Here is a 17737-nt window from a genome sequence, read left to right as displayed (position 1 = left end):
GGGTCGGGCGTGTTCGGCTCGCAGCGTGCGAGTGGTCAACGTAATGCGGGCGACCCGGCACGAGGCGGTACGCCGCAAAGATGCGGCAGTCTCATGGCCAGGGGAGACACTCAGAGTCGAAGGCGCGCCGTGGCGAGATACACGGGCTGCGACCCCGCGGACATGCGATGCCGGGAGGTCAGGACGGAAGTGATGCTCGGTGAACCGAAGGCTGCACGGCCGAGCGTCCCGTATGAAGAGGCACCATCGACATCAAGGCCGTGCGAAGCGTCGGCCAGTGGTTTGCTTACGCTGCCTTGGGTGTCGGGCGGGTGCTCGCTACATGCATCCGGTGCCGATTGGGACTGGAGGGTGCCATTTCCGCTGTCGGCCAGCAGTGGCGATCCGGCGTCGAGCAGTGGCGCGCACGCATAACCGGCCGCCACCGACAGCGAGATCACCCAGAGCAGGAATGCTCCGGTGATTCTGGTCAACAGCCAGCTGCGAAACCCTTGCACCGTCATGGCGCCACCGCCGTTACTCGTCGAAGCGGCAAGTACTTCAACTCCCCAAGCTAGGCCTGTTGGGCGTCGGGCGCATTGACCCGGATCAAGTGCTCAGTGGTTCTGGCATGTGATGCTTGGGAAGTGGAGAGCGCACGCGTTCAAGGCATCCGCCGCACGCCGATGAGGTCGCCCAAACGGGGAGAACACCATGGTCACCGCCCGAATGGGGAACGCACGGAGGATTCTCGACTTGCCGGAGTTCAACGTGCTGTTGTTCGCCTTCCTGGTCAATTACCCGTGGGAGTTTCTGCAGGTCCCGTTCTTCGCGGCGATGCCGACTGCCGGCCACTGGGATGCCATCCTGTTCTGCACGCGGGCCACGGGCGGTGATGCATTGATCGCACTCACCGGCTATTGGGTTGTCGCCTTTTGCTGGGGCAACCGGTACTGGATACTGCGCCCGAGGTTGCGGCATCTCGGCGTGTTCATTGCGGTGGGTATTGCCATCACCATCGTGTTCGAATGGCACGCCACGGAAATCGCGCAGCGCTGGACCTATGCCGAGCATATGCCGGTGTTGCCTATTCTGGGGACCGGGTTACTGCCGCTGATGCAGTGGACCCTGCTGCCGCCGTTGATTGCCTGGTTTGTCAGCCGGCAGATCAGTCGATAGCCGTTCGGTGGGTTGGTGTGGGGGGCTGTTTACTTGCTGGCTACCCAATCCCGCCCCCGAATCGGATGTCGATGACGCCGGGACCGAGGAGGTAGCTCTTGATGCTCCCTGGCACCATCCGATCCATCTGCGCCGCCACCACTTCCCGGTGCGCGACCGACCGACGACGTAATCACGGGAGGCCCGGTCATGTCGTTCTACGAGAACAAGGTCTTGCCGCATTTGTTGCACCTCGCCTGTGGCAATGAGGTGGTCGACCGACAGCGTGCCAAAGTCGTCCCGGAGGCTTACGGTCGCGTGCTGGAGGTGGGGATGGGGTCCGGGCTGAATATTCCGCACTACAATCCGGACAAGGTCGAGCTGGTATGGGGCCTGGAACCCTCGGAAGGCATGCGGCGCAAGGGCCGGAAGAACGTTGCCGCGGCTCCGTTCCAGGTTCAGTGGCTGGACCTGGCGGCTGAGGAGATTCCCCTGGAGAATGCCAGTGCCGATACCGTGGTGCTCACCTACACCCTGTGCACGATTCCGGATTGGCATCGTGCGCTGCAGGAGATGCGCCGCGTGCTGAAACCCGGGGGCCGACTACTGTTCTGTGAGCATGGGAGTGCCCCGGACGAGACGGTGCGCAAGTGGCAGGAGAGGATCAATCCGTTATGGCGCGTGGTGGCGGGCGGATGCAACGTCAACCGGGCGATTCCGCATCTCATCGCCAGTGCCGGGTTCGGTATCGACCGTATGGACAGCGGTTATCTGCCGAAAACACCGAGGTTTGCCGGTTTCAACTACTGGGGCACTGCCCGGCCGCGTTGAATCGGGGTGCCTCGAACAACGCTTCCAGCATCGAACAATCCGGAGTATTGGCGCCCGTGCAGCGGCCGACCAGTTCGGCCAGGGCGCTCTCCACCCGGCGCAGGTCAGCAATCTTCTCGCGCACCGCCTCCAGGTGCTCCTGACCGAGCGCCTGCACTTCGGCGCAGGTATAGGCACCACCCTCGATCATGCGCAGCAGGGCACGAACTTCCTCCAGCGAGAAGCCCAGATCCCGCATCCGCCGGATGAACACCAGGCGACGGCGGTGGCTGTCGCCATAGACGCGGTAGTTGTTCGGGGCCCGCGTCGGCGGGGGCAGGACGCCGATGTGTTCGTAGTAGCGAATGGTCTCCACCTGGCAGCCCGTTTCACTGGCCAACTGCCCGATACGTAGTTTCACGGATGCTCCTGTCGTTGACCCTTTAGCGACTAGAGGGTCTATGGTTCTGTCATTCCAGTCAACGACGCGGGCAGGCGATTCATGGCAAGGCAAACAAGCGACAACGCGAAAGAATGGCCCGGCGTTTTGGCCTCCCGGGAGCCGACCGGGTGGTTCGCCGGTGGCGGCGTGGTGGGCGGGCTGCTGGCGACCACGTGCTGCGTTCTCCCGCTGGTGCTGTTCTCCATGGGTGTGGGCGGTGCCTGGATGGGCACGCTGCGCGGCCTCGAGGCCTACCAGCCCGTCTTCGTGGTGATCGCCATTGCTTTCATTGCCGCCGGGTTTTGGAGCCTTCGACGCCGTCGCCGTGCATGCACGGTGGACGGTTATTGTGCAACCACCGCCGCGACCCGGGTGACAACGATCGCGCTGTGGGTAGCCACCGCGCTGGTCGCGCTCTCGGTGGTCTGGCCCTGGTTGTTTCCATTCATTACTGGCCGCTGAAGGCCGGGAGGATCGTCATGAAAACATTCACGACCAACGCCGTACTCGCCACGCTCATTGGCCTGTCCTGGGCCGCGGCAGCCCAGGGCGCAGAACGCACGGTCACCCTCGAGGTCGAGGGCATGACCTGCGTGACCTGCCCCTACATGGTCGAGCAGTCCCTGAAAGGTGTGGACGGCGTCGTCGATGCCAGCGCCTCCATGGAGACCGGCACGGCGGAGGTGACGTTCGACGACAAGCGTGCCGAGGTCGAGGCGCTGACAAGCGCGACGGCCAACGCGGGCTTCCCATCGCGTGTGCACGAGTAACCGATCATGATGGAGAAGACGCTACTGCACATCGCCATCATCGGCAGTGGGGGCGGCGCGTTCGCCGCGGCCATCCGGGCGGCCGAAGAGGGCGCCCGGGTAACCATGATCGAGGCGGGCACCATCGGCGGCACCTGCGTGAACGTCGGCTGCGTTCCTTCGAAGATCACCCTGCGGGCAGCAGAGCTTCACCACCGTGGGGCCCATCACCCCTTCGACGGCATCCCGCGTGACGCCGGTCCGGTGGACCGTAGCGCCCTGCTGGCCCAGCTCCGTGGCCGGGTCGAGGAACTGCGCCAGTCCAAGTACGAAGGCATCCTGGCTGATCAACCCGCCATCACGTTTCTCGCCGGATGGGCCCGCTTCGAGGATGCGCGCACGCTGGCGGTGGACGAGCCCTCGGGGGCGGTGCAGCGCCTGGAACCGGACCGCATCCTGGTTGCCACCGGCGCTTCGCCGGCCGTGCCCGCCATCGACGGACTTGCAGGGACGCCCTACTGGACGTCCACCGAGGCGCTGTTCACCGACGAGGTTCCGGAACATCTGGTCGTGCTCGGCGGCTCCTTCGTGGCCCTGGAAATCGCCCAGGCGTATCGGCGGCTCGGTAGTGACGTCACCATCCTTGCCCGCAGCACGTTGCTCAGCCGTGATGATCCCGACGTGGGTACTGCACTGCGGGCTGCGCTGGAGGACGAGGGCATCCGCGTCCTGACGCACACTACCCCGCAGCGGGTTGACCATGACGGCACGGGATTTCGGCTGACGCTCGACGGCGAGACCCTCACGGCCGAGCGGCTGCTTGTCGCCACCGGCCGTCGGCCGAACACGCAGGCGCTGAATATTGATGCAGCCGGCATCGATACCACGGGTGACGGGGCCATCAAGGTGGACCGCCATTTGCGCACCTCCGTGCCGGGCATCTTCGCCGTGGGGGACTGCACGACCATGCCGCAGCTGGTCTACGTGGCCGCCGCGGCCGGAACGCGGGCGGCCATCAACATGACCGGCGGTGACGCGGAGCTGGACCTGTCCGTGGTGCCGGCAGTGGTGTTCACCGATCCCCAGGTCGCCACGGTCGGGCTCACGGAAAGTCAGGCCGAGGGGCAGGGCATCTCGTCGGATGCCCGCCGCATCGACCTGGACAACGTGCCGCGAGCGCTTGCCAACTTCGATACCCGCGGGTTCATCAAGCTGGTCGCGGAGGCCCGCACCGGGCGCCTGATCGGGGCGCAGATCGTTGCCCACAACGGCGGCGAGATCATCCAGACGGCGGCGCTGGCCATTCGCAACCGCATGACCGTGGCAGACCTGGCGAGCGAACTCTTCCCGTATCTGACCCTGGCCGAGGGCCTCAAGCTGTGTGCCCAGACCTTCTCCAGGGACGTGGCCAGGTTGTCGTGCTGTGCGGGGTGAGTTCAACAAAAGGAGCCATAATTGGACTACTTCACGGCGTCTCTGGTGTCACCATCCTGGAAGCGGACGATGGCTATAGGGAGTCGAAGGTCCGGAATGGTTAAGGGTTGTCCGATGCCTGCCCGAGGCCGGGGCCGTGGAGGCGTCCGCGGTGCTCAGTGGGCAGGCGTCGGAGAAGCCTCCAGGGAGGAAACCGCGGGATGAGCCGGAGTGGTGGATGCGAGCGATGCGACTATGGGGATTAGGGCGTTGCGAAGGTGCTCTGGGAGCCTGGACGGGTGGCTCGGTGTCCGCCGAAGCGGTTCGAGGACCCCGGTAACAAGGCCCCGGGTGAGGATTCCGGGCCGGCGCGACGAGTGACTGGGCCGGTCCCAGCGTCCCCGGGTGCTGCCGGGCCGCACCTCACTGATGCGGCGAGGATCGAGCTGCGGTCGCGAGCCTGTCGTGGTCAGGCGGTTCATGGTGCGCCTCGCTGTGGTGGTGGCGCCCGGATGTGTGGTCTGCGCGGCAGGATCTCGATGACGACCATGGCCGCGCCGCAGCCGGAGCAGACCCAGGTCGGTGGTGGGCTCTCAGTATGCGTGGTGGTGGCGGCACTGGCCTCGGTGGGTGGTGCGGTGGCGCCGGGGGCATGCAGCAGCGCCCGGGCCTGTGCCAGGTTCGCCCGTCGTGCGGTGTTGGCGATGAGCCCGTAGTGGCGGATGCGGTGGAAGCCAGGAGGCAGGGTGTGCAGCAGGAAGCGGCGCATGAACTCGCCGGTGGCGAGGGTCATGGCGCGGTGGCGGGTCTTGCCGGTGGCGCGATAGTCCTTCCAGCGGAAGGTGACGCCGCGCTCGTCGAGGGCGAGGAGGCGGCTGTTGGCGATGGCGACGCGGTGGGTGTAGCGGGCGAGATAGGCGAGCACGGCCTGCGGCCCGGCGAACGGGCGCTTGGCGTAGACCACCCACTCGCGGCGGCGCAGGGGCGCAAGCCAGCGGGCGAAGGCGCCGGGGTCGGCCAGGGCGGCGTGATCACCGAGGCAGCGCAGCGCGCCGTGCCGGTGGGCTGCGGCGAGTGCCTCGAGGAAGCGCCGGCGGAACAGCCGCGAGAGCACCCGCACGGGCAGGAAAAAGCCGGGCCGGCAGCCGACCCAGCGCTGCCCGTCGGGGGAGAGCCCGCCGCCGGGGACGATGCCGTGGACATGCGGGTGATGGGTCAGCGCCGAGCCCCAGGTGTGGAGCACCAGGGTGAGGCCGATGCGGGCGCCCAGGTGGCGGGGATCGGCGGCGATGGTGCGCAGGGTCGCCGCGGCGGTCTGGATGCGTATTCCAGTCAAGGGGAACAGGGTTCCACGCGATGGGGAACAGCAGCCCGTAGACGAGCGCCTTGTTGTGGTAGGCGATGGTGCTGATCGCCGCCGGCAGCGTGAAGACCACGTGGAAGTAGTCGACCGGCAGCAGATCGGCCTGGCGGGCCTCGAGCCAGCGCCGTGCGGCCGGGGCCTGGCACTTGGGGCAGTGGCGGTTGCGGCAGGAGTTGTAGGCGATCTCGGCGTGCGCGCAGTCGGGGCAGCGCAACACGTGCCCGCCCAGCGCCGCGCTGCGGCACTGCTCGATGGCCGACATGGCCTTGCTGACTCAGCCGCCAGGCCGGCCCGTGGGCGCGGAAGATGTCCGCGACCTCCAGGGCGGGGCGTGCCACGGCCGCCGCCTACCCGCTCGGTGGGCGCTCCAGGGGGCCGATGACCGTGCGCAGGACCTCGGTGGCGACGTGGGCGTACAGCGCGGTGGTCTCGAGCTTCTTGTGCCCGAGCAGGACCTGGATGACGCGGATGTCGACCTTCTGCTCGAGCAGATGCGTGGCGAAGCTGTGGCGCAGGGTGTGCATGGACACGCGCTTGTCGATCTCGGCGTTGATCGCCGCGGCGTGGATGGCGCGGTTGAGCTGGCGGGTGCTGATCGCATCGATGGGATGCTGGCCCGGGAACAGCCAGCCGCCGTCGAGCATCCGGCCCTGGGCGTGGGCGTGACGCCACCAGGCGCGCAGGCGCTCGAGCAGCACTGGCGAGAGCATGGCGTAGCGATCCTTGCTGCCCTTGCCCTGTTCGACGCGCAGGGTCATGCGCTGGCTGTCGATGTCACTGACCCGCAACCCGGTGACCTCGCTGGCACGCAGCCCGGCACCGTAGGCGACCGACAGCGCGGTCTGGTACTTGAGGCTGCCGGCCGCGGCGATGAGCCGTGCCGCCTCCTCGCGGCTGAGGACCACCGGCAGGGTGCGGGGCACCCGCACGGGTTGCACGCGGGCCATCACCGAGGCGCGATCCAGGGTGACGTCGAAGAAGAACTTCAGTCCGGTGATTGTGGCGTTGAGCGTGATCGGCGAGGTGCCGCAGTCGACCAGGTGGAGCTGGAAGCGGCGCAGATCCTCGGCGTCAGCCTGATCGGGTGAGCGCCTGAGAAAGGCGGCGAAGCGCTTGACCGCCCGGATGTAGGCGGTCTGGGTCTTCCGGGCGAGCTTGCGCATGCGCATGTCGTCGAGCATGCGCTGGCGCAACGGGCTGATCATGGCAGTGGACGGGGTCATGGCCGGGCTCCTGTGCTGGCGAGCGAGGCGGAGCGCCTCACTTCTCAACATAGGCAACCGGCTCGGCCCCGGAGCGGTGCGCCCACCCCGGATCGGAACCCGCACTACCGCGAGAGCGGTTTAGTCCCAGGGTCGACTCTCGCCCTTCAATTTCACGATGTCGTTAACGCCAGAACGTAGCGCTCCCGCCCGGTCGTCTCCACAGCCCCGGGCCGTGCGGCACGAACTGTTTCCAGAGCTTTCTGGGCCGGCATGCCCCGCTCGACCAGGACGCGGCAGGCAGCAAGCCCGGTACGCCCGAGCCCGCCCAGGCAGTGAATGACGATACGCTCGCCCCGGTCGAGCCGGTCATGGAGCGGGTGCCGCCACATCTGCCACTGCGCCTCCCAGACAGCATCCGGGGTGCTGCAGTCCATGATCGGCAGATGCAGCCAGCCGGACTCACCGTACCGGGCGCGGGCCCGCTCCCCCAGATCCTGGGCCTGGTAGTCGATCAGCTCGTGGAGTTCCATGAGCGTGATCAGGCAATCGGTACCCCAGGCATCCAGGGCGTCCAGATCCCGCTCCAGGTTGCGCACCCATGGATGCCGGTTTCCCGGGCCGATCTTGCCCGGGCACAGCGTCATACCGATGACGCCGCCACGCGGCGTGTCGACCGCGGCAATCTGCAGCGGCGAGGAGTGGCTGGTGGCGACACAGTTGTCGAGCCCGTTCTTCGGCATTCCATTACCTCCCTTGATTAGTTGGGCCGGTTGCCCGCTTCCTTGTAGAACCGCTCGACGAGCGCGACCTGTTCGGGTTCCAGGCCCTGCATGGCCGCCTCTCGGATCCACGCCGGCACCCCGAAGCGCGCCTCGGCGATGCCTCCGGCAATACACGCCAGGGTGTCGGTATTGGCATCCAGCCCGATCCACACCTGCATCACTTCCTCGAACGAGCTGGCATGGCAGGCAATGCGGATCGCTGGCGGCACCGTTCCCTGGCAGATCTCGTTGTACCGGGAGGTGCGCTGGATGACCGGGATCGGCTCATCGAGGGCATAGCCGTGGTGCTCGCGCACCGCCTCCAGGATCACCTCGCCGGACGCTCCGGTGCGGGCGAGCACGATGGCGTGTGCGGTCGCCTGGGCACCGCGGATACCCTCGGGGTGGTCATGGGTGACGGCCGCGGAGCGCTCGGCATCGCGGAGGGCGTCTTCCAGGGAGCGCGTCCAGAACCCGATGGGGCTCACCCGCATGGCCGAGCCGTTGCCGAAGCTGTTGTAGGGACCGCGGTCCGGGTCGTCGCCCCACTGCATGAACTGAAGCCCCCAGGACTGATCGCGGTTCGCCTGGTAGGCCTCGCGGTAGGCCGTCGCGTAGTCCACGCCGTCGAGCAGACAGCGGGCGGTGGCCACAGTCAGCACCGTGTCGTCGGTGTAGTGGCTGTGGGGCTTGATCAGCGGCGTCCCCGGCACCGCCGGCGGGCCGAACTCGTGGATGGATTCGATGATGTCGCCGGCAATCGCTCCGAGCATGACTTTCTCCTGTTGCTGGGGATCCAGTGTGGCGTCCCGTTGCGACGCTTCGTGTCGCAGCGGGACGCCCATGGGGTTGTCTGCGTCCTCAGTGGTTCGTCAGAATACTATATATAATTACAGTATTCACGGTGAGCGCCATGATCGAGGAAGTCGCGTATGACCCGGTGCAAGTTCACAGTCCCGGCTGGCAGGGGCTTGCCCGTGCGGGGGCGACCTCCCTGCGCGAGGCGCGCAGCGTGGTGATCCGCGAGCGGCCGGGACGGCTCATGGTCCACTGTGACGTCACGGGCCTGGCCGTCGCTCAGCGCAAGGCCTGTGCCCGGGTGATCACCTGGCTGCAGGCAACAGCCGCGCAGACCTGCCAGGCCTGCGGCAGCCAGGGCGAGGCGGTTGCCTCGCCCGATGGCCGCAGTCCGCTTCGGTTGTGTCGTGCGTGTATCAGTCGTAGCGGTCAGCCGCCCGTCGCAGCGTCGCTGCAATGGTCTGCCGCAGAAACGGCGGGCTGAGCACCTCCACCTGATCGCCGAGGCCGAGCAGCCACCAGCGCACCTGGGCCGTATCGGCCACAGTGGCGGTGAGCCGGACACGGCCGTCCGCGCTGTCCTCCATGACCTGATCGTGGCTCAACGGGGTCTCACGCAGATGGAACGCGGTCTCGGCTGCCAGGAGCAGCTCGAGGGCGAGGGGCGTATCGCTGAGTTTGAAGTTGAGCCCGCCGTCATCGACATAGCGCCCAAGATCAAAGCCCTCTGGCCGGTGGAGGGCGAGCTGGAGCACAGCGGCGTAGTCGTAGAGCGTACAGACGAGATACACCACGCCGTCACGGAAGACCACGCCGAGCGGGTTCACGACGTAGTCCTTCACGGCCCCGTCGTGGCGGCGGTGATAGGGCGCCTGGAACTGGCGATCGTTGAACAGCGCATCGTAGACGGCTTCGAACACCTCAGGATCAACCGTGGGCGGGATCAGCGCCTGCCCGCGGGTGATGGCCTGGACCTTGTCCGGCCAGGCGCGCACGGGGCCCGAGGTGTCAGCAAGCACATTCTCGGCGCGGCGGAAGTACGGCGAGAGCGCCTGCAGCGTGGCCGGGGCCATCAGCGGCCCGGCGAAGTGTTCCGCGAGCTTGAAGGCAAGCGCCGTCTGCGGCTCCATGCCGGGGATGTCGAACTGCGCGGCGTCCCGGTCCCAGTACCAGCCATGCGGCCGGGAGCGGTCATCCACCGCCAGGCCGAAGAGCTGCCCGGAGAGCTCCTGGAGATCGCGCTGGATGGTGCGCTCGGTGGTCGGGTAGCCCTGCTCACGCAGGCGCTCGTGAAGGGCGCTGACCGTGATCTTGCGCGGGTGCCTGGGGATGTGGCGGAGCATGGTCCATTGGCGTAGCAGGGTATCCGACATTGGTGATCCGGCTCTTTTGTTGTCGTGGTGTCGATGGACAGGGTGCCGATGGGGTCAGGAGCAGTACGCCCCGGCGGTGCGGAGGTCCTCCAGGCGCTTGGGGCCGATGCCATCGACTGCCTCGAGCGCGCTGAGATTCTGCACCGGGCGCAGCGCGATCACTGCCCGGGCGCGCTCCGGTCCCAGGTGCGGCAGCGTCTGGAGTGCCTCGAGGCTCGCGGTGTTGATATCAATACCGGAGGAGACAGGCCTCGATTTCTGGTGCGGAACCGCCGTTTCCGGTGCAGCCTCCGGCGCGGCCTCGACTTCCTGCAGTCGCACACCCGCGAAGTCGGCAAAGACCTCGAGCAGCTCTTCCTGCAGTACGGTGCGTGGCCCGTCCTGCAGTGCCAGGTCATCAGCCTGCAGGAGCACCTCGGCGAGTTCCTCTGCGGGCCGCCGACGCAGGTGCCGGGCGAGGACCGCGACGACCTCATGCGGGCTCGGCTGGTCTTCCGTTACACCGTCCCGGGCCGCCTCCAGGCTGGAGGCCGTGGCATCCAGTTCCTCTATGGCCGGCGCCAGGACAGGGAAGGTCGCATCGTCGGTCGACAGACGCTGCCGCAACGCGTCCTTGATCTCCGTTCCCGCATGCCCACGCCCCCAGCCCAGGTAGGCCATGAGCCAGCCCGCGATGTGCGCCTCGGCACGCCACTGCTGTATCGGAGGCTGGAAGGCGAGGTCCGTGCCCGGCAGTCCGTTCTCGAGACCGCGGTTGCGACGGCGCCGCTGCCAGGTGTTCCAGGCATAGGGGGCGGCCAGGACCAGCCCGTAAGCGATCCCGCCCACCGCGAGCACGAGCCGTACGGCACCGATGAAGGCGGCTGCGACCAGCTGCACCACGGCCACGACCGCGGCGAAGAGCATGTAGACGATCTGGAGCTGTGCCGCCGTCTTGCCGCGCACCTGAACACCGGCCAGCTTGGCCGAGGAGCGGTTGGGCCGGAACCAGTTGAATGAGCCCAGGCGGTTGCGCGTTGATACCGTTGCGCCCGTCTTCGAGAGGTTCAATCGAAACGGCCCGGAGCGGTAGCGCCCGCGCAGAATGAAGCGCCCGTTCTGGAGCGCCACCTGAGTGTTCCTGGCCGGCGTGCCGGAGACGCGGAAGCCGTGCGAGGTATTGGCTGTCACATTCACGCCCGCCGCCTTGGCCTGGGCGCGCAGGGCGACACCGCCGGTGCGGCTGGCGCGCAGATACCGCCCCCGATGCTCGATGCGGCGCTGCCTGCCGTAGGCGTCCTTCTTGCCGAGGTTGAAAAATCCCATTGGTGCTCCGGCCGTGATTGCCCGCTACTGTGCCATGGGACCCGCGCTCACCGACAGACTGTGTCGTAGTCGCATCGCACCGTTGTCAGTCACTGGTCAGTGACTGAAGTTCGGGAGCCAGAGGTGACCGGATCGTGCCGTCCAGTACCTCCTGGGGAGGCCACCCCTGCGTCTCGGCGACTTCAGCTGCCTTCTCCGTCTTGCCGTGAACGCTTGCCCGGGTCAGCCCCCGGAATCGCCAGGCGGCCGGAATGTGGAAGACACTGCGAACGAGATGACCGCCCTTGTGAAGGTCGCGCTCGGCCGAAGCTTTCGTGATCAGTCCCACATGGCGAGCCGTCAGCAAGGCGCGAGCGTAGTTGTCGTATTCTCCGATCAGGTAGGCGCCCATGTAACCGTAAGGGGTCGAGAAGTCGAGCGGAATCTGGATCGGCTCCAGGCTCTCTGCGACGTCGATCTCGACGTTCGGCATTACCTCCAGACGCGCCTCCGCCTGCTGGCGTAGGACGGCAAGAGTCTCTCGGTTCTCGTTAATGGCGTGGTACGCACGTAGAAGCAGCCAGTCCGCCCAGGGGTCATCCCTTTCTGCCGCGCGCCAGGCCCATCGCATTAGGGTCGCGAACCGTGCGAGCCCGATGATCTCGGGCTTGCCTTCGCCTTCCCTACGGGTGCGGCCACGCATCACCCGTTGCGCCTGGCGGGTTTGTAGGGTCATCCGGGCGCGCCCACGTAAGCCGCCTGGCTGTTCCTGGGCCGCTGACCACGTTGCAACGCCGTTGTCGGATCTGGCGGGCTCGGCTTCAGTCATGACCGCGTCCTCCAAGGGTTTGCCGTTCAATGCGTTCCTGGATGGTTGCCTTGATGCTGGCCGGTTGGCGGATACCTGCGAGCCGGATTTCGCCGGTCTCTCCACCGCCGGCGGAGGAGACGGCAACGGTACCGATACCGAGAAGGCGCTCGAGTAGACTCTGTGTCATGGTCGGGATTCGGGCGTTGCGGTAATACATGCGGCGTACTCGCCGGGCGATGATGCCCTCCTGGACGCAGATGGCCTCCGGACCGAGTTCGTACCGGTAGTAGAAGATCGCGAGAAGCAAGCGGACCGACGCGACGGTCAGGATAAGTACCGCGACCGCGGCCAAGACGAGTTGTGCGGCGGGCATGGCGCCGACGAGTGGCACCGTCACCGGTTGCGCGGCCGTCGTCCCCAAAACGCCAGGAAGCGCACCGAGCGTCTCGACCAGCCGCGGGGTGATGAGCAACAGACCGAGCCCGGTGAGACACCAGACCAGCAATCCCAAGTGGCCGCGTACGGCTTGCCGAAGAACGATCGGTGATGGCGCGTTTTCACCTGAATGCATGGCCGGCCCTGACGCGAGGGTGGCGGCATGGACGCCGCTTGGCCTGACAACGTACCCGCCGGTCTCCTGCATCGCCTCGAAGGCCTGACCGGTGTACTGGCCCAGCGCATCGCGAACGGCCTCGGCCTGGCCGAGCGAGGGGTACGGGGTTCCGTCAGGTTGTCGAATTGCCTTCATGGCTGACCTCCGTTTGTTTCTTTCAGACTGCTGATACCGGGAGAGCGGTGAGCCGGGAAAGGTTTTGCGGAGCCGCAGAACTTTCCTCGGCTGCTATCGGAGTTGAGAGCGCGGTTCACGATCTCTCTCCGTTCTTGGTTGAGTGGTCTTGCCCGAGCTGAGCTGCCAGTTCGGCTGGAACTGACTTGCCGGCGGCTTTCAATAGTTGCGCGAGTTCCTCGGCACCGCGTCGACGGCTGAGCCGATCCTGGTCATTCTCGGGCTGGCTCGGCCTGGCTGGGGGCGGGGGAGATCCCGGGCCCATGCTCGGCGCTGAAGCAGACCGACGTTGCTGCGAGTACGTGGGTACGAACGTGCCGTTGCGAGCCGCTCGTGCGAGTTTTGATAGATAGCGGATCGGGTTGCGGATTGGAGTCCGTTCTCTGTCCTCCAGGCATCCGGCGAGCTCATCGAGCACCTGCTGTGCGGCTTCTGGGTCCAGTTCACCGAGGCACAGGCGGGCCAGTTCACGCTGATCCTTGGTGAGTTGTCTCGGGTATTCCAGTGGCGACTGCTCGTCTCCGTCAGCGCCACTCGTCCCGGACCCCCCTGTAGTTGTTGTTTGACTACTACTACCACTACTACCCCTGCGCGCGCGTGAGCGGTTAAGTTGCTTAACCTGGGAGGAAGTCCTTGATTTTTCTTCTGTATTGACGGGGTTAAGCGGCTTAACCCGGTCATCGCACGCCGAGTTAAGTTCGCTAACCAGGGTGTCCGGGTTCATCTGGTGAACTTGGGCCGCCGTTGTTTCGGCGTTTCCTGCCACCTGACTCCGGTCTGCTTCAGGTGGTCCGTGGTGCCCCCGCAGTGCGGCACCGAAGGCGCCGGTCGCGAAGGCGTCCGCGTTTGCCTGGTGGGCGGAGAGCCGGATTTCGAAACGGCTCGTGAAGTCCTGACTATCCGTGAACTCGGTCCCGTCCATCAGGCCTGCACGGATGGTGGCGAGTACCGCTTCGGCGACCATCCGGACCCGGGAGTGGTAGTGGTTGCACATCTCGCGCACGAAGCCGACATACCCTTCGTCGAGTTCCATGGCCTCGGCAACGCAGACCGGTTCGTCGTGGAGGGCGTAGATGTTGCCGCGATACCGTCCCTTCTCGTCTCGCACTTGCTGGCAGAGCGATATCCAGCGTGTAATGCGGAGGAGGGCAATAGAGGCGGCAATCGTTGGCTTGCTCCCGACGCCGGCTGCAGCGAAGTCGTGATAGGAAGGGAAAGCGGCCGGCGTTCTCGGATCACTGTGTGCCTTGATGACCATCCAGGCGATCTTGTCCCTGGCTTCCAGGGCGGGGTCGTATAGCAGCCGTCGTGGGTGTGTGTCCTGCCAGTTACCGGCGTAAAGGACAGCGCCGCCGTCACTGTCGGTTGCCTCGGCTGAGGTCGGTGCCTCGCACAGCTGACGCGCTGCTTCCGCCATTGCTCCCTGGAGGCCTTGCGGGCGAGCGGAGGAAGCTGAATCCGTGGCCATGGTCTATTCCTCCTGTGCCGCGTGGTGTGTGATCAGCGTGACCACGTTGGCTGCTCCCGCACCCTTGGCGCTTTCGGCCTGGATCGCGCGGCTTTCCTGGACCAGGCGCCAGACGGCTTGTGCCGAAACATCGCAGTCGCGCGCGACTTGGAGGTAACGCTCAGGTTCGTCCAGCTGTGCATGTGCCTGCCACAACCGCCAGATGCGATCCTCCTTCGTGCGCGGGAGCCGGGGTGGCCTTCCCTGGGGCCGTTGAACGCCAAGCATGCGTCGGCGCCGGCATACCTCGCCGGGGGTGAGGCCGCACAGCGCATGTAGCATCTCGGTGCCGGCACCCTGGCGAATCAGATCGTCCTGCGTGCACTCGGTTCGCGCTTCAACCCGGGCATGGGAGAGGGCGTGGTCTAGACACCGGTGATCCACGGCCACGTCCAGGAAGTGCGTACCCATGCGTGCGAGATGGTGCAGCTCGCCCACGGTCATCTGCTCCATGGCCCGAATTTCATCCGGCTCGAAGCCGAGGTCGGAGACCGCGTTCAAGTCGCCGGTCTTGAGCTTCTCCACGGCGAAGCGAATCACTTGGTAAGCCAGTTCCGTGCTCATGTCCTATCCCTCCAGATATCCATGCCCTGGCGCTGAGCGGTGCGCGCGAGTTGGCGGCAGATGCGCATAAGCGCCATAAGGTCTTCGAAGTCCGTGTCGGGGGTCTCCGGGTGGGAGAAGAACTCGGTGGCCGCTGTCGTCAGGTACGGGTAACCGACGCGATAGTGAACAGCCCGGTGATTGTTCTCGTGCAGCATTCGGCCCAGTTCGAACCGGTCGGGGAAGGTTGCATGGCTTTTGTTGTCGTCCATGGCCTCGGACCAGACGACCAGCAGCCACCAAACCCAACCTCGCCGTGTCTGCTGTGGATCCTGCGGTTCACGGAGGATGTCCTCTGGAGGCGGGAGGTCCATGAGGAACCCCATACCGCGATCCCAGGTGCTCATGTAGATGTCGAGCCGGTAACGGCGGGCCACCCGCTGCGCTATCGCATGGGATCGTTCGCGCAGTTCACCGACGTTGGCGTTGGCCTCCGGCTTGTCGTGGTTGTCGGATAGCGGGGTGGGCTCCGGATCGTCTGTCGATAAAGCAGGGCTCGGGGACGTAGAGGGCGAAGGGGTTTCCCTCGCGTTCTCCGTGCCGCTGGACGTGTCATTACTCGCCACAATCGGCTCTTTGGAGCCAGTGCTTTCGGGTGCAGCGGGCGCCGGACCGATGCCATGGTCGGTGTCATCGGAGACATTGCGTTCTGCTTGCTCTTCACTGCCCTGCTTGGGCGGTGGCTGGTCGGCGACCTTGGGTTCACGGGGGCCGTCCGCACGATTCCGTTGCAGACGGGTCTCCAGCTCCATGCGAACCTGACGCAACGGAAGGTCCAGGGCAGTGGCCAACTCCCGTTCCAGCTCTTCACGGCCGATGCTTACGTCCCAGTCCGGGCCGTCGGTCGCTTGCAAAGCCTGGGTCCATAGCGGTTCCAGAAGCTCGTCGTCGTAACCATGCTCCGTCCAGAGGTCAGCGATGACCTGGTGCAGGCGGCGCAGATCCTCGACGGCACCACCACTGAGACCAGCTCCCAAGGCTTCCGGGATGGCGGGAAGGAGTTGTGTGGCGGCGTACTCGAACCGGATGAGCAGGCGTCGCGAGACCGTGTAGCCCACTTCCTCCAGTCGGCGCTGGAACTCGGAGCGACTCAGGCGTTCGCCCGCTTCGCTCTCGAACTCCGCTCGCAATTCCTCCAGGCCCACGGCCTTGTCGATCAGGGTCATCTCCCCGCGGAGTTCATTCTCGACAAGGTGGCCGACGAGCACCTGCGCATCGTCCTGCCATGGGTGATAAAGGCAGTGGATGCGGCGGAATGCGTCATCGCCCGTCTCCTCGTGGAGCTCTCGAAGAATCTGCAGACGCGTGTTCCCGCCGGCGCGGATCATGTAGAGGTCGTCACCGGGGCGCCGGGTAATTTCGAGGGCATTGTTGAGGCCGCGTTGTGCCCGGATTGATGCCTTGATCTCCGAGTAGCGTGGGTTCACCTTCCTTCGCGGGTTGCGGTCGTAGGCCTTCACCTGGTCGATGTCCAGGACCATTTGCGTGACCGTAACCGGCTCGCCGGGTTCGAGTTCGCGACCGGATTGCCCGAAATGGCCCTGGTAGAGGGTCTGACGCAACTTGTTGCGGTCGATTTCCTTAGCCATGGCCCTCGACCTCCCTGTCGTTCTCGACCAGATGTGGCAGGCACTCCGCCGCGAGCGTGCGCATGGTTTCGGCTGCTGCAGGCGTCGGGCCGGAGCGCCGCGTCTCCCACCGATGTACGGGGATCTGATGGGTTGCCGCTTCCCTGTAGGCCACCGTCGCGGGCACGGCTGTGTCCAAGACGGTGATCTGGCCTCGGCTCGGGCCGTAGGATTCGCGACGCAACTCGTCGGCGATGACGCGTGCATCCGCCGTGCGGTCCATCCGGTAGAGCATGCCGCGGAGCGGGCCGATCGGGGCGCCGAGGGCAGCCATCGGCCGCAGCCGTTCCAGCATGGTCACGGTGCCGCGGGCGAACTCCCGGGCTGACAGGATTTCCGGGGGAATCGGGGAGAGGAGAAGATCCGCGGCCAGAACGGCCGCGTCCTGAAGCGGACCAACTGCCCCCTGGGTGTCGATCAGGATGGCGTCATAGATCTCGTCGTAACCCGAGAGGATATGGCGGAGTCGGACGCGACCATCCGGGGTGTGAAGGATCCAGTTCTGGAGTGCGCCGTCCGGGTCGTTGGAGAGGACGATGTCCAGGGACCCGCCGTCTTCGGCTTCAAGCGCCGTGGTGCTCACCGTGGAACCGGTTTCGCCGGCGGTGATGAGTTCGGTGAGCCCGTATTCGGACTGTTGCGCCAGCGGGAAGAAGCTGGATAGCGTTGGTTGAATATCGGCGTCGATGAGGAGCACCCGGTAGCCCAGGTCCGCGATGTACGCGCCGAGGTTGGCCGTGACGGTCGTCTTCCCGACGCCGCCCTTGGTCGAAGTTACGGTCAGCTTGATTGCCATATCAGCCTCCACAGAGCTAGTTGCCTGCCTAGCTCCGGGAAGCTCGATTTCAGTACCGTCGTTGCAAGAAACTACGTAGGTGCTTGATTAGGCTTCGTAATCAGTAGGTCGGCGGTTCGATTCCGTCCACCGGCACCATAAAACAGCGCTTTGCGCTGACCCCATGAGATATCCAGACGCACTGAAGTGGCCATGAGCCCTGGTCCGGTCGGGTGAGCCAGGCGTAGGGTGGACCTTCAGGTCCACCATGGTTGCGGAGGCTCCAAACCT

19 protein-coding genes and 1 pseudogene are annotated in these 17737 nt (G+C 65.9%); 6 read left to right on the top strand and 14 right to left on the bottom strand.

Features of this window, described 5'->3' with window-relative positions:
* Positions 1 to 110: 110 nt before the first annotated feature.
* Entirely contained in the window at positions 111 to 503 is a 393-nt protein-coding gene (locus BMZ02_RS18820) for a hypothetical protein (protein WP_139209188.1), read from the bottom strand.
* Between the two features lie 190 nt (positions 504 to 693).
* Between BMZ02_RS18820 and BMZ02_RS09610 the strand changes: the two genes are divergently transcribed.
* Both BMZ02_RS09610 and BMZ02_RS09605 read left to right on the top strand, forming a co-directional pair.
* On the top strand, positions 694 to 1158 hold the full coding sequence (locus BMZ02_RS09610; RefSeq protein WP_245753995.1) for a hypothetical protein: 465 nt from the start codon (positions 694 to 696) through the stop codon (positions 1156 to 1158).
* 189 nt (positions 1159 to 1347) lie between these two features.
* Entirely contained in the window at positions 1348 to 1968 is a 621-nt protein-coding gene (locus BMZ02_RS09605) for a class I SAM-dependent methyltransferase (protein ID WP_091642787.1), read from the top strand.
* On the opposite strand, the gene BMZ02_RS09600 is transcribed toward BMZ02_RS09605, so the two are convergent.
* The gene (locus BMZ02_RS09600) at positions 1937 to 2368 is read right to left on the bottom strand and encodes a MerR family transcriptional regulator (RefSeq protein ID WP_091642784.1); all 432 of its coding nucleotides are present in this window, start codon (positions 2366 to 2368) and stop codon (positions 1937 to 1939) included. The genes BMZ02_RS09605 and BMZ02_RS09600 overlap by 32 nt on opposite strands.
* A gap of 81 nt (positions 2369 to 2449) precedes the next feature.
* Here BMZ02_RS09600 and BMZ02_RS09595 point away from each other — a divergent pair, with 81 nt between their 5' ends.
* Genes BMZ02_RS09595 through merA form a run of 3 tightly spaced genes read left to right on the top strand, consistent with a single transcriptional unit; the run spans position 2450 to position 4572 of the window.
* Positions 2450 to 2851: a mercuric transporter MerT family protein gene (locus BMZ02_RS09595; protein ID WP_091642782.1), complete on the top strand. Its 402-nt coding sequence runs from the start codon at positions 2450 to 2452 to the stop codon at positions 2849 to 2851.
* 17 nt (positions 2852 to 2868) lie between these two features.
* Positions 2869 to 3159 carry a cation transporter gene (locus BMZ02_RS19410; protein WP_425425074.1) on the top strand — a complete coding sequence of 97 codons (291 nt, stop codon included), beginning with the start codon at positions 2869 to 2871 and terminating at the stop codon, positions 3157 to 3159.
* A 6-nt stretch (positions 3160 to 3165) separates the two neighbouring features.
* Positions 3166 to 4572 (top strand): mercury(II) reductase, encoded by a 1407-nt coding sequence (gene merA, locus BMZ02_RS09590; protein WP_425425073.1) that lies wholly within the window; start codon positions 3166 to 3168, stop codon positions 4570 to 4572.
* A 457-nt stretch (positions 4573 to 5029) separates the two neighbouring features.
* On the opposite strand, the pseudogene BMZ02_RS09585 reads toward merA, so the two are convergent.
* From BMZ02_RS09585 to BMZ02_RS09570, 4 genes and pseudogenes are all read right to left on the bottom strand, one after another.
* Positions 5030 to 6252, bottom strand: a pseudogene (locus BMZ02_RS09585) (IS91 family transposase).
* Positions 6253 to 6261: 9 nt separating this feature from the next.
* The gene (locus BMZ02_RS09580; protein ID WP_091642779.1) at positions 6262 to 7137 is read right to left on the bottom strand and encodes a tyrosine-type recombinase/integrase; all 876 of its coding nucleotides are present in this window, start codon (positions 7135 to 7137) and stop codon (positions 6262 to 6264) included.
* Between the two features lie 152 nt (positions 7138 to 7289).
* Positions 7290 to 7859: a phosphatase domain-containing putative toxin gene (locus tag BMZ02_RS09575; RefSeq protein WP_091642776.1), complete on the bottom strand. Its 570-nt coding sequence runs from the start codon at positions 7857 to 7859 to the stop codon at positions 7290 to 7292.
* A gap of 17 nt (positions 7860 to 7876) precedes the next feature.
* Positions 7877 to 8653, bottom strand: coding sequence for an ADP-ribosylglycohydrolase family protein (locus BMZ02_RS09570; RefSeq protein WP_171909881.1), 777 nt, complete (start codon positions 8651 to 8653; stop codon positions 7877 to 7879).
* 140 nt (positions 8654 to 8793) lie between these two features.
* Here BMZ02_RS09570 and BMZ02_RS18815 point away from each other — a divergent pair, with 140 nt between their 5' ends.
* Positions 8794 to 9162, top strand: coding sequence for a hypothetical protein (locus BMZ02_RS18815; RefSeq protein WP_139209187.1), 369 nt, complete (start codon positions 8794 to 8796; stop codon positions 9160 to 9162).
* Here BMZ02_RS18815 and BMZ02_RS09565 read toward each other — a convergent pair.
* The 8 genes from BMZ02_RS09565 to BMZ02_RS09530 form a co-directional block, all read right to left on the bottom strand.
* Positions 9095 to 10051 carry a helix-turn-helix transcriptional regulator gene (locus BMZ02_RS09565; protein WP_091642771.1) on the bottom strand — a complete coding sequence of 319 codons (957 nt, stop codon included), beginning with the start codon at positions 10049 to 10051 and terminating at the stop codon, positions 9095 to 9097. The two genes, BMZ02_RS18815 and BMZ02_RS09565, sit on opposite strands and share 68 nt — an antisense overlap.
* A gap of 54 nt (positions 10052 to 10105) precedes the next feature.
* Positions 10106 to 11356 carry a ComEA family DNA-binding protein gene (locus BMZ02_RS09560; protein WP_091642768.1) on the bottom strand — a complete coding sequence of 417 codons (1251 nt, stop codon included), beginning with the start codon at positions 11354 to 11356 and terminating at the stop codon, positions 10106 to 10108.
* A gap of 85 nt (positions 11357 to 11441) precedes the next feature.
* Positions 11442 to 12164 (bottom strand): PFL_4669 family integrating conjugative element protein, encoded by a 723-nt coding sequence (locus tag BMZ02_RS09555; RefSeq protein ID WP_139209186.1) that lies wholly within the window; start codon positions 12162 to 12164, stop codon positions 11442 to 11444.
* A complete protein-coding gene (locus BMZ02_RS09550; RefSeq protein ID WP_091642763.1) occupies positions 12157 to 12894 on the bottom strand; it encodes a PH domain-containing protein in 738 nt (245 codons plus the stop codon). Before BMZ02_RS09550 ends, BMZ02_RS09555 begins: the two co-directional genes overlap by 8 nt.
* A gap of 115 nt (positions 12895 to 13009) precedes the next feature.
* Entirely contained in the window at positions 13010 to 14401 is a 1392-nt protein-coding gene (locus BMZ02_RS09545) for an STY4528 family pathogenicity island replication protein (protein ID WP_091642761.1), read from the bottom strand.
* A gap of 3 nt (positions 14402 to 14404) precedes the next feature.
* Positions 14405 to 15004: a DUF2857 domain-containing protein gene (locus tag BMZ02_RS09540; protein WP_091642757.1), complete on the bottom strand. Its 600-nt coding sequence runs from the start codon at positions 15002 to 15004 to the stop codon at positions 14405 to 14407.
* Positions 15001 to 16632, bottom strand: coding sequence for a ParB family protein (locus BMZ02_RS09535; protein WP_091642755.1), 1632 nt, complete (start codon positions 16630 to 16632; stop codon positions 15001 to 15003). Before BMZ02_RS09535 ends, BMZ02_RS09540 begins: the two co-directional genes overlap by 4 nt.
* Entirely contained in the window at positions 16625 to 17467 is an 843-nt protein-coding gene (locus BMZ02_RS09530; RefSeq protein WP_091642752.1) for a ParA family protein, read from the bottom strand. The genes BMZ02_RS09535 and BMZ02_RS09530 overlap by 8 nt, the downstream gene beginning before the upstream one ends.
* Positions 17468 to 17737 lie beyond the last annotated feature (270 nt).

The organism is Aquisalimonas asiatica (assembly GCF_900110585.1).
GTDB classification, from domain to species: Bacteria; Pseudomonadota; Gammaproteobacteria; order Nitrococcales; family Aquisalimonadaceae; genus Aquisalimonas; species Aquisalimonas asiatica.
The sequence above is the reverse complement of the archived record's forward strand: the minus strand, read 5'-3'. Positions and strand labels throughout refer to the sequence as shown.